At 71.3% G+C, this 12,677-nt stretch carries 9 protein-coding genes and 1 pseudogene; 3 read left to right on the top strand and 7 right to left on the bottom strand.

All coding sequences use genetic code 11. The annotated features are described in order from the left end of the window. Nucleotides 1–13 precede the first annotated feature (13 nt). The 7 genes and pseudogenes from WBK50_RS16810 to WBK50_RS16780 all read right to left on the bottom strand — a co-directional run. Nucleotides 14–232: pseudogene (locus WBK50_RS16810) on the bottom strand (WhiB family transcriptional regulator); the annotation flags it as partial. Between the two features lie 157 nt (nt 233–389). Then, complete coding sequence (locus tag WBK50_RS16805; RefSeq protein WP_341336521.1) at nt 390–1,847, bottom strand: catalase; 1,458 nt, start codon at nt 1,845–1,847, stop codon at nt 390–392. 263 nt (nt 1,848–2,110) lie between these two features. Further along, on the bottom strand, nt 2,111–2,794 hold the full coding sequence (locus WBK50_RS16800) for an MIP/aquaporin family protein (RefSeq protein WP_341336520.1): 684 nt from the start codon (nt 2,792–2,794) through the stop codon (nt 2,111–2,113). Between the two features lie 513 nt (nt 2,795–3,307). Next, nucleotides 3,308–3,847 carry a hypothetical protein gene (locus WBK50_RS16795; RefSeq protein WP_341336519.1) on the bottom strand — a complete coding sequence of 180 codons (540 nt, stop codon included), beginning with the start codon at nt 3,845–3,847 and terminating at the stop codon, nt 3,308–3,310. Between the two features lie 204 nt (nt 3,848–4,051). Then, entirely contained in the window at nt 4,052–4,738 is a 687-nt protein-coding gene (locus WBK50_RS16790) for a response regulator transcription factor (protein WP_341336518.1), read from the bottom strand. A 116-nt stretch (nt 4,739–4,854) separates the two neighbouring features. Next, nucleotides 4,855–5,409: a sensor histidine kinase gene (locus WBK50_RS16785; protein WP_341336517.1), complete on the bottom strand. Its 555-nt coding sequence runs from the start codon at nt 5,407–5,409 to the stop codon at nt 4,855–4,857. Continuing rightward, nucleotides 5,393–6,847 carry a GAF domain-containing protein gene (locus WBK50_RS16780; protein ID WP_341336516.1) on the bottom strand — a complete coding sequence of 485 codons (1,455 nt, stop codon included), beginning with the start codon at nt 6,845–6,847 and terminating at the stop codon, nt 5,393–5,395. The genes WBK50_RS16785 and WBK50_RS16780 overlap by 17 nt, the downstream gene beginning before the upstream one ends. Before the next feature lie 295 nt (nt 6,848–7,142). Between WBK50_RS16780 and WBK50_RS16775 the strand changes: the two genes are divergently transcribed. From WBK50_RS16775 to ftsH, 3 genes are all read left to right on the top strand, one after another. Beyond that, the gene (locus WBK50_RS16775) at nt 7,143–8,690 is read left to right on the top strand and encodes an MFS transporter (protein WP_341336515.1); all 1,548 of its coding nucleotides are present in this window, start codon (nt 7,143–7,145) and stop codon (nt 8,688–8,690) included. Nucleotides 8,691–8,945: 255 nt separating this feature from the next. Next, the gene (locus tag WBK50_RS16770) at nt 8,946–9,896 is read left to right on the top strand and encodes a PrsW family intramembrane metalloprotease (RefSeq protein ID WP_341336514.1); all 951 of its coding nucleotides are present in this window, start codon (nt 8,946–8,948) and stop codon (nt 9,894–9,896) included. Between the two features lie 241 nt (nt 9,897–10,137). After that, nucleotides 10,138–11,949 carry an ATP-dependent zinc metalloprotease FtsH gene (gene ftsH / locus WBK50_RS16765; RefSeq protein WP_341336513.1) on the top strand — a complete coding sequence of 604 codons (1,812 nt, stop codon included), beginning with the start codon at nt 10,138–10,140 and terminating at the stop codon, nt 11,947–11,949. Nucleotides 11,950–12,677 lie beyond the last annotated feature (728 nt).

The raw sequence follows: 12,677 nt of genomic DNA, 5'->3' as shown, positions 1-12,677 counted from the left end.
CCGGGAGCGCACCCTGCCGGAGCCGGCGTCGCTCGTCCTCGGTCATCCCGCCCCACACGCCGGAGTTCTGGCCGGTCCCCACCGCCCAGGCCAGGCACTCGCCGGCCATGACGCAGCCGCGGCAGACGGACTTGGCCTCGGCGAGCTGGTCGGGTGCCCGCCGCCCGGTGCCGATCGGGAAGAACAGTTCCGGTTCCTCGGTGCGGCAGGCCGCTCGATCGCGCCGGCTCATGTCGCTCACTCCGTGTCTCCTGGTGTTCCGGCTGTCGGTGCAGTTGCTCGAGCTACGGCTCGGACCTGTGGCGGGATCTCGATCGGCGGGTACGCGAGCGAGTGCCCGGCACCCCTCGGGGCGCCGGGCACTCGCCTGCTGTTGCGAGGGACGCCGATCAGGACTGTCCGGTGCGGACGCCCTTCTCGACCCGGTCGCCCAGGTCCTTGTCGACGTTGTGCCAGTACTCGAAGGCGCGCTGCAGGACCGGCTCGGTCACCCCGTCGAGCAGGTGGCCCACGATGTTGCCGACCAGCCGGTCCCGCTCGGCGTCGTCGAACACCTCGCGGACCAGCGTGCCGGCCTGGCCCCAGTCGTCGTCGTCGGGGCGCAGCGTGTAGGCCGAGCGGACCATCTCGCCGTCGGCCTCCCAGTGCACCTCGGCGGCGCGGCTCGGGTCGGCCTGCGGGCCGCCCTTGGAGTTGGGCGCGTAGAACGGCTCGGTGGCGTTCTGCACCCGCATCACGCCGTCCTTGGCGTAGTTGTGCACCTCGGTCTTGGGCGCGTTGACCGGGATCTGCTTGTAGTTCACCCCGATCCGGGCGCGGTGCGCGTCGGCGTAGGAGAACCCGCGGGCCAGCAGCATCTTGTCCGGGGACAGCCCGGTGCCGGGCACCTGGTTGCTGGGCGCGAACGCGGCCTGCTCGATCTCGCTGTGGTGATCGGTGACGTTCCGATCCAGCGTCAGCTTCCCGACCTCCTGCAGCGGGTAGTCGGCGTGCGGCCACACCTTGGTCAGGTCGAAGGGGTTGAACCGGTAGGTCTTGGCCTCCTCGAACGGCATGATCTGCACCTTCAGCGTCCAGCTCGGGTGGTCCCCGCGCTCGATCGCGCTGTACAGATCGCGCTGGTGGTAGTCGCCGTCCTTGCCGGCCAGCTCGTCGGCCTCGGCCTGGGGCAGGAAGTCGACCCCCTGGTCGCTGATGAAGTGGTACTTCACCCAGGAGATCTCGCCGGCGGCGTTGATCCAGCTGTAGGTGTGGCTGCTGTAGCCGTTCATGTGCCGCCAGGTCCTCGGGATGCCCCGGTCACCCATCAGCCAGGTCACCATGTGCGCGCTCTCCGGGGAGAGCGTCCAGAAGTCCCACTGCATGTCGTGGTCGCGCAGGTTGGTGGCCAGCCGGCGCTTCTGCGAGCGGATGAAGTGCTGGAACTTCAGCCCGTCGCGGATGAAGAAGACCGGGGTGTTGTTGCCGACGATGTCGAGGTTGCCCTCGGGCGTGTAGAACCGCAGCGCGAACCCGCGGGGGTCGCGCCAGGTGTCGGGTGAGCCCCGCTCCCCGGCGACGGTCGAGAACCGGATCAGGTTCTCGACCTTGCTGCCGGGCTGGAACACCGCGGCCCTGGTGTACGCGCTGACGTCGCCCGTCACCTCGAAATGACCGAACGCGCCGCCGCCCTTGGCGTGCGGCTGGCGCTCCGGGACGCGCTCCCGGTTGAAGTTGGCCATCTGCTCGATCAGGTAGAAGTCGTTGAGCACGACGGGGCCGTCGGGCCCGACGGTCAGCGAATGGTCGTCGCTGGCGACCGGAATACCGGCGTCGGTCGTGGTCGGAGTGGGCTTCGATTGCGTCACTGCTGTGTCTCCTCGAATTGCGGTGGAACCGAGGTTCCGGTTGAGCGCGACGTGAACGGATGGAACTCGTTCAACTCGCGCGTTTCTGACGGCCTCGACGCTGTCGACGCCGAGTTCGGGGCGGTGCTTGCCGGTTGGTGAGAGCCGGCGGGATGTGTCATCCGCGGCGTGTGGCCGGGACGGGGGCCCGGGTGCCTGCCGGACGGGCGTGGCCGGTCGGGTGCGGGTGGACGGGACGTCGGATCAGAGGCCCGCGGCCCGGGCTACTTGTCGGTGGGGTTGAGGGCGCGGAAGGCGAGGCCGGCAACTGCGCCGGCGACGAGTTCGGCCACCAGGTAGAGCCCGAACGTGGACCAGGTGAACAGGCCCATTGCGCTGCCGCCGAGGGCGACCGCCGGGTTGAACGCGCCCCCGGAGATCCCGCCGACGGCGATGGCGCCTGTCAGGACGGTGAAACCGATCGCCAGCCCGTAGAAGGAGTTGTCCGGGTGGTCCTTGCTGGTGGCGACGTTGAGCACGACGTAGGCCAGGGCGAAGGTGAACAGCAGCTCCACCACGATGGCGGCCGTCAGGGCGTGACCGGACAGGGACAGGGTCTTGGCCGCCGCCGGGGTGACGGTCGCGCGGACGACGGCCGCGGCGAGCAGGCCGGCCACGAACTGCGCGACCCAGTACCCGACCGCTTCACCGGGCCCGATCCGGCCCCGCACCAACACCGCCATGGTCACGGCGGGGTTGAAGTGGCCGCCGGAGATGTGCCCACCCGCATAGATCATGACCATCAGGGCCGAGCCGATGGCCAGCGGGGCGAGTGAGCTGCCGCTGTACACGGTGGCGCCGACCGTGAAGACGAGGAAGAACGTCCCGATCAGCTCGACCGCTAGCTTCCGACCTGTTTCCCGGGCGACGGCGACGTTCGTGCTTTCGGGAGGTGTGTAGGTATCCATGACAGTGAGAGTTGCTTTCCCGCGCGAACATGTCGTTGCCGCCAACGCCCGTCTACATTCCCGGTCGGCTGGAACTCGTGCCTACCTGCCAGCTGCAAATGCGCCGGTCCGGCAACCGGAACTGCTCGGTGGGCGACCCGTCATCGCGACGACGGTCAGGACGACTTCGGACGGCCGGCCGGCCCTGCCGGAGGACGATGTGCATGAAGCCTCCCGACAGCACAACAGGTAGGACAGCGGGCCGCCGGCGACAGCACAGACGCCCGGTCCGCTGGCGCGGATCGGGCTGGGGCCGCGGCTATGACAGATCGAGGATGCTGTACACCGGGCGGAGCCGGCGGCGGACACGGCGCGGCTGACGGAAGGCAAGGGTTGCGTCGTCGAAGTGCGGCGATCGCGGGGACCGCCGGCAGGAGCGACCACCGGCTGCCGGCAGCACGTCTGCAAGCCGTCCGACGCGGGCGTGCCTCGATCACACCGCCCCGGGCCGGACCGGAGCGCGGACATCTGGAATCAGCCGGCCGCGCCGCCGAGCGCCGCGCTGATCGCCGCGATGATCGCCCCCCCGAGAGTGATGGAGAGGAACGACCGGACGAAGCCGGTGTTGAAGAAGCGCCAGCGAATCCACGCCAGGGCCACGAGCTCGAGGGTGACCACGACGATCGCGACGATCAGCGCCGCCCGGAACTGCGGAATCAGGAAGGGCAGCGTGTGCAGGATGCCGCCCAGGAAGGTCCCGGCCCCGATGATCGAGCCGCGGAGGTACGGACTGCCCCGCCCGGTCACGTCGCCCGTGTCCGAGAGCCCCTCGGAGAAGGCCATACTGACCCCGGCGCCGATCGCGGTCGCCAGACCCGCGAAGAAGGCGTATCGGGGCTGGTGGGTGGCGAGTGCGACCGCGAAGATCGGCGCGAGCGTCGACAGGGCGCCGTCCATCAGGCCGGCCATCGCCGGCTGTACCCGCTGGAGCAGGAACGACTGCTCGTCGCGTACGTGCCTGCGGTCGCGAGCATCGGCTGACCCGGATACTCGATCCGAATCCAGATTCGTCATTCGGGCCTCGTTCTTCGAAGTAGCGGGGGGGGACGATGCGTCTGAGAGCGTCGCGGTGATCCCCCTGGCGCACATCACCGCCAGCGCCCGAGACGACCTGGTGCTGACCGGAGCCCCCGGGCTCCCGCTGGCAGGTGTTCACACTGTCCGCAGACGCCATCCGCGACCCGCCCGGGCCGGGCGTCGACGATTCTCTCGATCCGGTCAGCGGGCCTCGAGGAAGGTGAGCACCGCGAGGACACGGCGGTGATCGTCGTCGGTCTCGGGGAGGCTCAGCTTCGACAGGATGCTGCGGACATGCTTCTCGACGGTTCCCTCGGTGATCCACAGCCGGCGTGCGAGGCCGGCATTGGACCGGCCCTCTGCCATCAGCGCCAGCACGTCGCGCTCCCGCGCGCTGAGCACGGCAAGCGGGTCGTTGCGGCGGCGGGCGGTCACCAACTCCTGCACCAGCGCGGGATCCACGACCGAACCCCCCTTCGCGATCCGTTCGAGCGTGTCGACGAACTCCGCCACGTCGTTGACCCGGCTCTTGAGCAGATAGCCGATCCCCCGGCCGCCCGCCAGCAGCTCCATCGCGTGCTCGACGTCGGCGTGGGCCGACAGGACCAGGATGCCGGTCTCGGGGAGTTCCCTGCGGATCTCCCGAGCTGCCTCCAGCCCCTCGGTCGTCTGGGTCGGCGGCATCCGGATGTCGACCACGACAAGCTCGGGCGCCTCCTTGCGGGCGAGCGCAAGGAGCTCCAAACCGTTGCCGACCTGTCCCAGAACGTGGAAGCCCGAGCGCTCGAGCAGGCTGGCCAGGCCCTCTCGGAGCAGGACGTCGTCCTCGGCCAGAATCACACGTACTGCGGCCATGGCCGGAACGCTACCGCTGCTGCCCGGCCACATGGACCCGGTTCATCGTCATGGCCGGGATTATCTGTGAGCGCCCTTGCCGGAGTACGCGCCGATCAACGGGCTGTCGAACGGGCACGTGCGCCGCTGGGGCGGGGTCCGGGTGCACCTCAGCGCTCCAGCGGGAGCGTGGCGGCGATCCGGGTCCCGATGCCCGGCGGGCTGTCGATCTCCAGCCGGCCCCCCAGCGCCGCGACGCGGTCGTTGAGCCCGAGCAGACCGGTCCCGTCGGCGCGGGCGCCGCCGACTCCGTCGTCGCGCACGTACACGCGCAGCACGCTGTCGTCGACCCGCGCGGTGACCTTCGCGCTCTGGGCGCCGGCGTGCTTGGCGACGTTCGTCAACGCCTCGGCGACGACGAAGTAGGCGCTGGCCTCGATCTCGGGAGGGAACCGGTCGCGGGGCACGTCCACGTCGACGGGTACGCGCAGGCGCGACACCAGTGTCCTCACCCCGGCCGCCAGGCCGCCTCGGGCCAGGACGGCGGGAAGGATGCCGTGCGCCAGTTCGCGGAGCTCGGCGTTGGCCTGCTCCGCCTGGTCGATCGCCTCGCCGACGAGCGCCTCGGCCGCCTTGTCGCCCTCCTCGAGCGCATGCTCGACGACCTTGAGCGTGATGATCGCCTGCACGAGGCACTGCTGCACGCCGTCATGCAGATCGCGCACGACGCGTCGGCGGGCGTCGTCGCCGGCCGTGAGCAGGCGGGCCCGCGAGGCGACGACTCGGCCCGCGCCTCGGCGTTCGAGACCGCGGTGGCGACGAGCTCCATGAAGTCCGCGATGTGCGACTCCGTGTTCGGGGGAACGGCGCCTCACGCCTCGTCGACGCCGCGATCGATCCCCACGTCCGTCGGCCGACGACGATCGGACAGCCGATCGAGGCGCGGATGCCCAGCGCCTGAGCCTCGCGTGCGATCGGCCCCGATGCGCCCACGAAGGTGTCCACACGGGCCGGCCGGCCGGTCGCGAGCACCTGGGCGGCGATGCTCTCCCCCTCGAGGGCGAAGCGCCTGCCTACAGCCAGCCGGGCATCACCGACCCGGCTCCAGGCGGCGATCGCGGTGACCGTGCGATCCGGCTCGAAGCGCTCCATGCGAGCGAGGTCGGCGTCGCACTGCAAGCCGACCTCCCGGGTGACGGCCTCGAAGACCTCGGCGGTCGGCACCGCCTTCGCCACCAGCGTCGCCACCCGTCGCAGGGCAGCCTGCTCATCCGCGAGCCGGACCATCTCCGTCCGCGCGTCGATGTTCGAGATCGCCGTCGCGACGAGCTCGGCGAACTCGGTCAACCGGTCTCCCATGTCGTCCGGGAGCGGGCCGCTCCCGGACCAGGCGATCATCACGCCCCATCGGCGGCCTTCGACGACGATCGGAGCGCCTACCACCGACTTCAGATCGTCGCCTCGAGCGAACGCCGCTCTGACCGCGATGTCCGCGTAGTCGTCGATGCGGGCGGCCTGTCCCGTGCGGAGCACTTCGGCAGACACGCTCGTCCCCTCGAGCGCGGCGCGATCGTAGGCGGGAGGGTCGTGTCCGGGCCTGCTCCATTCGGCCACGTGCACGAGCTGCGTCTCGTTCTCGTAGCGGGCGATGCGGATGCCGTGCACGTCGAGCAGGATGCCGGCCTCCGCCGCCACCGCGGCGAAGAGCTCATGCGCGGGTGCGCCCCGGGCGACGAGGGTCGCCACCCGGCGAAGTGCCGCTTGCGCGTCGGCGATCTCTCCGCGTGCACGCTCGGCGGCCTCCGCGCGGCGGGTTGCGTGCGCCGCCAGCTCGCCCAGGAGGACCGCTACGCCCAGGTAGACGACGAGGGCGATCAGGTTGACGAAGTCCGGGAACGCCAGCGGGTGCGTCGGGGGGAGGTAGAACCAGTCGTAGGCGAGCAAGCCCGCCATCCCCATCGGGACCGCGTACGCGATGCTCGCGAATCGGGCGATCGCGATCACCGCGAAGAGGTGGACAACGCCCAGGAACGCGACGACGACCCCTGGTCCGACGTCCTTGAGAGCCACGGCTGCCAGGGCGAAGGTTCCAGCGCCGGTCGCGAACGCCAGGACGATCTCGGCGCCGAGCGGGAGCCGATAGCCACGCTCCCGAGCGGCCACGGCGACAGGTTACTCCCGCAGCGGAATGCCGGCGGCCCTACCGGTTGGTCGGTATCCCGGTTTTCCGGCTGGCCTGGACGACGCGCGGTGCTGCCGTTGTCAGGCTGGTGACGACCCGGCCGAAAAGCCGTTCGAACGTCCTTCGGCCGGTGCAGCCTCATAACTCCTTTCCCGTGGAGGTGAACGCGGTGACTTCGGATCCCCGTGCCTACTCGCTTCGTGGCTCTGCTCGCGTTCTCGAGCCTGCTCGGCGGGTCGTGGACCAGCCCGTGGTGCGGTCCGATCGACGTCGCCGATGAGTCTCGACGGCACCCGGTCGATCACCTCCGCCGCACGTCGGCATCCGGCCGCTCCGAGGCTGGTGGCGTTCTGGCTGTTGGCCGCGGCGTTCTCGGTGACGATGCTGGGGACCACGCTGCCCGCGCCCCTGTATGTGCTCTACCAGCAGAAGCTGGGCTTTCCGCCACTGATGATCACGGTCGTCTTCGCGGTCTACGCCGCGGGGGTGCTGGCGGCGCTGCTGCTGTTCGGCCGCAGCTCGGACCAGTTCGGGCGACGGCGGGTGCTGCTCGCCGGACTGGTGTGCGCGGCGCTGTCGGCGGTGGTGTTCCTGCTCGCGCAGGGGCTGCCGCTGCTGTTCGTCGGCCGGGTGCTCTCGGGCCTGGCGGCGGGGCTGTTCACCGGCACGGCGACGGCGACGCTGGTCGACCTCGCCGGCGAGGGCCGGCACCAGCGCGCCACCCTGGTGGCCGCCGTCGCCAACATGGGCGGGCTCGGCCTGGGGCCGCTGATGGCCGGGTTGCTGGCCCAGTTCGCGCCCCTGCCGCTGCGCCTGCCCTTCCTGGTTGATCTGGGGCTGATACTGCTGGCGGTCCTCGCCGTGTGGGCGCTGCCGGAGACGGTGGAGGTTCCCGCGCATCCCCGCCTGCGGATCAGCCGCCCCGACCTTCCACCGCAGGTCCGGCCCTTGTTCGTCCGCGCGGCGACCGCGGGTTTCGCGGGATTCGTCGTGCTCGGCTTGTTCACCGCGGTGGCTCCGTCCTTCCTGCTCGATGTTCTCCACGAGGGCAGCCATGCCCTCTCGGGTGCGGTGGTGTTCACCCTGTTCGCCGCCTCGGCCCTCGGGCAGGTCGGCCTCGCCCGGCGGCTCGGGCCCTGGGCGCTGGCGGCCGGGTGCGTGGCGTTGGTCATCGGGATGGGGCTGCTGGCCGCAGGTCTGGCCGCGACGTCGCTGGCGCTCGTGATCGCCTCGGCGGTCGTCGCCGGGGTCGGGCAGGGGCTCACCCTCCGCGCGGGCCTCGAGGCCGTGAACAGCCGGGCTCCCGCGGAGCGCCGCGCGGGCGTCGCGTCCAGCTTCTTCATGGTCCTCTACACCGGCATCTCGCTGCCCGTGATCGGCGAAGGCATCGCCGCCGGCCTCGTGGGGCTGCGACCTGCCGGGATCGCCTTCAGCATTGCGGTCGCCGTGGTGGCCGCGATCGCGCTCGCCATGCTGGTTGCCGGCCGCACCGAGGCTGGCGGGCCCCGGAACGCCGGAGAGGACGTGAACGCCGACCCGCACCACGGCATCGGGGACGCGTGGCTCGGCCTCGCGGCCAAGCTCCAGAAGCAGCTCCGCGATCTCGACCCGGACGCCCGCGTCGAGACCACGCTCTGCCCGAGCGGCCTGCTGCAGCTGGAGGTGCGGACGGCCCCCGGCCGGCGCGCGGCGGCCCGGGCCCTCGCCCGCCACTACGAGGAGCGGGCCCGCAGCACCTGCGAACGCTACGGCGGCGACGTCAGCGTCTCCAGGGCCGGTCCCGTGGTCACGATCCGCTGCGGCCGCTGCTCGACCGAGGCGTGAGCCGAGTCCGGCGCCGGTGCCTCGGAGCCCCGGCGTGTCCGGAGACTCGATCTCCTGAGGAGATGGAGCCAGGACACGTCGGTCGCAGCAGTACCCGCCGGAGTCAGGGCTCCGCGCTCGCAGACCGGGATCCCTGCCAGCCGGTAGCGAAGATGGCCGCCGACCGTGACGACATGCACCGGCCCTCGGACCAGCATTGCCCATGAGGGATCGCCCCGCCGTACGAAGCGGCGTCGGGCTGTTGAGGAGGGGGACATGACGCAGGCGGCAGAAGACCCGGGCTCGAAGGCCCCCACCATCACCGGCATCACCCCCCGCTGGCGAGCGGGGCCGAGCTGGGCCCGGATCCTCGTCATCGGCCTGGCGCTGTGGGTGGCGTCGGTGCTGACCATCTTCACGACCGGCAACCCCAACCTGATCCCCACCGTCATCCTGCTCGGCAGCTTCCTGATCCCGGTCACCTTCGTCGTCTACGCCTTCGAGCGCGCCGATCAGGTCGTCACGGCCCAGCGCATCTTCACCGCGTTCGTCTACGGCGGGGTGCTCGGTGTGCTGGGCGCCTCCTTCCTCGAGTCCGCGTTCCTCCGGCAACCGTCCGGTCTGGGCTATGTCGGGGTGGGGCTGATCGAGGAGGGCGTCAAGGTGGCTGCGCTCTGGTTGCTCGCCCGCCGCCTGCCCCGCTACACCATGCGCGACGGGATGGTGCTGGGCGCCGCCGTCGGTTTCGGGTTCGCCGCCTTCGAGAGCGCCGGCTACGCCTTCAACGCACTGTTCACCTCTACGGGCCCCTCGCTGCTCAACCTGGTCGAGACCGAGGTGCTGCGCGGCATCCTGACGCCGGCCGGGCACGGGCTGTGGACGACGATCCTGGGAGGGGCGCTGTTCGCGACCGCCGCACGCCGCGGTCGGCCGCGGCTGACCGGCGCGGTCCTGGGCTGGTACGCGGTGGTGGTGCTGCTGCACGCCCTGTGGGACGCCTCGAGCGGGATCGCGGTGTGGCTGACGCTCCTGCTCACCGGCACCCGCAGGCAGTGGCTGCTGATCCGGCTGGACGACGTCCCGCGGGTGACCGGGGGCCAGGTGCATCTGTTCACGGCCTTGAGCTGGGCCCTGCTGGTGCTGGTCGGGATCGTCGGCCTGCTGGTCCTGCACGGTCGCTGGCACCGGGCCACCGCCGTCTCGCCGACGGACGCAGGCGGACGGTGAGGCGGATCCGACACCGAACCGGGCGCCCCGCCGTCGGCGGCGCTGCGGTGCCGCTGCGCCCGCGCCGTCAGACAGGTCGGCCCGCCGTGGTCGTCATCCGTAGCAGGGAGGAAAACCGTTGATCACGATGGCCGCGGGCCGGTGGAGCACCGTGCACCGAACCTCGAAAGCCCGGCCCGGCCCACCGCCCGACCGGCCACCTGCGCCGGCGCCGGCGCCCCCGCCGAGGTGGCGAAGCTGGTTGCTGATCGTCGGAGTGGTACTCACCGTGGCGCTGTTCCTGGTTCCGAGCCGGACCGCGGGCAACGTCGAACAGCTCGGCTACTCGCAGCTCAAGAGCGACATCGCCGCCGGGCAGGTCACCTCGGTCGCGATCGGCCCGGACGGCAACATCTCGGGCACGCTCACCAACGGCACCGGCTTCACCTCCAGCTACCCGCTGGGCCTGCAGGATCCCCAGTTCGCCCAGCTGCTGGACCAGCACAACGTCCAGGTCACCACCCAGCCGGCGAGGACCTCGATCTCGTCGGTGCTGCTGAACCTGCTCCCCCTGGCCATCGTCGTGGGGCTGTTCCTGTGGGTGGGCCGTGCGTCCCGGCGGCAGCTCTCCGGTCTCGGCGGTATCGGCCGTTCCCGCGGCAAGGTGTTCGATACCGAGCGGCCCGGCACGACGTTCGCGGACGTGGCCGGCTACGAGGGCGCCAAGCGGGAGGTCACCGAGGTGGTCGACTTCCTCAAGCAGCCGGACCGCTACCGGCGGGCGGGTGCGGTCGGCCCCAAGGGGGTGCTGATGGTCGGGCCGCCGGGAACCGGCAAGACGCTGCTGGCCCGGGCGGTCGCAGGGGAGGCGGGTGTGCCGTTCATCTCGGTGACCGGCTCCAGCTTCGTGGAGATGTTCGTCGGTGTCGGCGCCGCGCGGGTCCGTGACCTGTTCGCCGACGCCCGGCGGCGGGCGCCGTCGATCGTCTTCATCGACGAGATCGACGCGATCGGGCAGCGCCGCGGCGGCCAGCTGGTCTCCAACGACGAGCGCGACCAGACCCTCAACCAGATGCTGGCCGAGATGGACGGGTTCGACCCGGCCACCGGGGTGGTGGTGATCGCCGCCACCAACCGGCCCGAGGTGCTGGACCCCGCGCTGCTGCGCCCGGGCCGCTTCGACCGGCAGGTGGTGATCCCGCTGCCCGCCCAGCGGGAACGCAGGGCGATCCTCGCGGTCCACAGTGGGGGTAAGCCGCTGGGCCCGGATGTGGACCTCGGAGTGGTGGCCCGTGGTACGCCGGGGTTCTCCGGCGCCGACCTGGCCAACCTGGTCAACGAGGCCGCGATCTTCGCGGTGCGCGCCGGGCGCCAGGTGATCGAGGCGGTGGACTTCGCCGAGGCGTGGGACCGCCTGCTGCTGGGGCACCGCGACAGCTCGAACGCGCTGCTGCCGGACGAAAAACGCGCAGTGGCCGTGCACGAAGGCGGCCACGCGCTGGTGGCGGCACTGTCGGAGCACGGGGATCCGGTGGCCAAGGTGACCATCCTGCCCGCCGGTCAGGCCCTCGGGGTGACCCAGCAGCTCCCGATCGACGAGCGCCATCTGCAGTCCGCGGGCTACCTCAAGGACTCGCTGGCCATCCGCATGGGCGGGCGGGTCGCCGAGCAGATCGTCCTCGGTGAGACCTCCACCGGCGCCGCCGACGATCTGGCCGGCGCGACCGATCTGGCCACCCGCATGGTGCGTGAGTTCGGTATGAGCCCGACACTCGGCCCGGTCGGCTTCGGCTCGAGGAACCCGACGTACCTGGGCGGTGAGGAGGTCAGGAGCCGTCCGTACGCCGAGGCCACCCAGCGGGTGATCGACGAGGAGGTGGCCACACTGCTGCGCGACGCCGAGCGGCGCGCCACCGCAACTCTCACCGACCATCGCCACGAGCTGGACCGCCTCACCGAGCTGCTGTTGGAACGGGAGACCGTCAACGGGGCCGAGGTGGACGAGATCCTCGGCCGGATCCCCGGCCAACCCTCGCCGGTCGCTGCGGTCGACCACACCACGACGAGGAGTTGAGCAGGGCCGAGGCCCGGCCCCTGGGCGACCCCGCCGACAGGGCGCGCCGACCTGGATGCCTCGGCGCCGAAAGCCCCACGCGGTACCTGCCAGCATGAGTCCGAGGACCCCCGCCACCACCTGGGCGTGACGGCCGCTGGCGGTGATGCGGCCGTCGGGCGTCACGGGCGAAGCTCATTCGGTGAAGCAAGACCGATCACGCTCCTCGTCCGTGGGGGAGCCGGTCGGTGAGGGGTCGGGAGGGCGGCATGAACCAGCGGGAACCTCGGGGTCGGGTGCGGAGCCTGACAGGCCAAGCCCTGGCGCAACGGTTGGCCGCGGAGGACCGGGCGGAGGACGCCGGCCGACTCGACCCCGACGACCGGCTCACCTGCCACGTCCACGGCCGGTGGATCCACCACTGCGTCTCCTCGCCGGTGCATGTCAACCCGGTCACGCGGCATCGCTGGTGTCGCGACTGCGCAGCGGAGCTGACCGTCGCGGTGGACGAACTCGCGCGAACGGTGACCATGCGCTGTCCGCGCTGCAGCCAGGGTGGCAGCGCCGCGACCACTAGACTGTTGGCCGCCTGCCGGGCCAGCCTCAGCCACGCCGGCAGCAGGACGCAGCCCCGCCTCGTGGCCTGACGCGGCCACGTCGTGGAGCAGGAAGAACTTCTGGTCATGGCGGCAGCGCCGCGCCCGCGCCCAGGCCTGGGCCTGGGTCAGCGTGCCGCGTTGATCAGGCCC

Origin of the sequence: Pseudonocardia sp. T1-2H (assembly GCF_038039215.1) — a bacterium.
Lineage (GTDB): Bacteria > Actinomycetota > Actinomycetes > Mycobacteriales > Pseudonocardiaceae > Pseudonocardia.
Note: the sequence above shows the minus strand (reverse complement) of the source record. Positions and strands in the feature narration are given on the sequence as shown.